The sequence below is a fragment of the Compostibacillus humi genome, from assembly GCF_014637175.1.
Lineage (GTDB): Bacteria > Bacillota > Bacilli > Bacillales > Amphibacillaceae > Oceanobacillus > Oceanobacillus humi.
In genome coordinates, this window is the sequence record NZ_BMEV01000150.1 from 1 (window position 1) to 1035 (window position 1035).

9 tRNA genes and 1 rRNA gene are annotated in these 1035 nt (G+C 51.9%); all 10 read left to right on the forward strand.

What is annotated here, in order from left to right:
• Positions 1 to 113 (forward strand): 5S ribosomal RNA (gene rrf, locus IEV18_RS16995); the annotation flags it as partial.
• 5 nt (positions 114 to 118) lie between these two features.
• A tRNA-Val gene (locus tag IEV18_RS17000) sits at positions 119 to 194 on the forward strand.
• A gap of 23 nt (positions 195 to 217) precedes the next feature.
• Positions 218 to 293, forward strand: a tRNA-Thr gene (locus IEV18_RS17005).
• A 5-nt stretch (positions 294 to 298) separates the two neighbouring features.
• Positions 299 to 374 (forward strand) — tRNA-Lys (locus IEV18_RS17010).
• A gap of 4 nt (positions 375 to 378) precedes the next feature.
• Positions 379 to 463: transfer RNA gene (locus IEV18_RS17015), tRNA-Leu, on the forward strand.
• Positions 464 to 471: 8 nt separating this feature from the next.
• Positions 472 to 546 (forward strand) — tRNA-Gly (locus IEV18_RS17020).
• 5 nt (positions 547 to 551) lie between these two features.
• Positions 552 to 640, forward strand: a tRNA-Leu gene (locus IEV18_RS17025).
• A gap of 3 nt (positions 641 to 643) precedes the next feature.
• A tRNA-Arg gene (locus IEV18_RS17030) sits at positions 644 to 717 on the forward strand.
• Between the two features lie 5 nt (positions 718 to 722).
• Positions 723 to 799 (forward strand) — tRNA-Pro (locus IEV18_RS17035).
• Positions 800 to 810: 11 nt separating this feature from the next.
• Positions 811 to 886 (forward strand) — tRNA-Ala (locus IEV18_RS17040).
• Positions 887 to 1035: the final 149 nt, after the last annotated feature.

Genomic DNA, 1035 nt, shown 5'->3' on the forward strand with positions numbered 1-1035 from the left:
TGGTGACGATGGCGGAGAGGTCACACCTGTTCCCATACCGAACACAGAAGTTAAGCTCTCCAGCGCCGATAGTAGTTGGGGGTTCCCCCTGCGAGAGTAGGACGTTGCCAGGCTGTCAGGAGGATTAGCTCAGCTGGGAGAGCACTTGCCTTACAAGCAAGGGGTCACAGGTTCGAACCCTGTATCCTCCACCATTACAAAGCTGTTAGACTAGTATGCCGGTCTAGCTCAATTGGTAGAGCAACTGACTTGTAATCAGTAGGTTGGGGGTTCAAGTCCTCTGGCCGGCACCACTTATGAGCCATTAGCTCAGTCGGTAGAGCATCTGACTTTTAATCAGAGGGTCGTAGGTTCGATTCCTACATGGCTCACCATTTTGCGGGTGTGGCGGAATTGGCAGACGCGCTAGACTTAGGATCTAGTGTCTTATGACGTGGGGGTTCGACTCCCTTCACCCGCACCATTGTTTTTGCGGAAGTAGTTCAGGGGTAGAACACCACCTTGCCAAGGTGGGGGTCGCGGGTTCGAATCCCGTCTTCCGCTCCAAGAAAGCCGGGGTGGCGGAATAGGCAGACGCACAGGACTTAAAATCCTGCGGTAGGTAACTACCGTACCGGTTCGACTCCGGTCCTCGGCACCATATGCGCCCGTAGCTCAATTGGATAGAGCGTTTGACTACGGATCAAAAGGTTAGGGGTTCGACTCCTCTCGGGCGCGTATTGCGGGAAGTAGCTCAGCTTGGTAGAGCACTTGGTTTGGGACCAAGGGGTCGCAGGTTCGAATCCTGTCTTCCCGACCATTTATATAGAAGGGGCCTTAGCTCAGCTGGGAGAGCGCCTGCTTTGCACGCAGGAGGTCAGCGGTTCGATCCCGCTAGGCTCCACCATATAAAATTATTAGGTTGCAGATTTTCTGCAGTTTGTGATTTGCTCTTTGAAAACTGAACAAAACAACCTGTGCAGAGGGAAGAAGCAACGCTTCAATCCCCTGAAATAAAACGCTAAGATAAATGAACGTTGTTCATTTAAACAAACT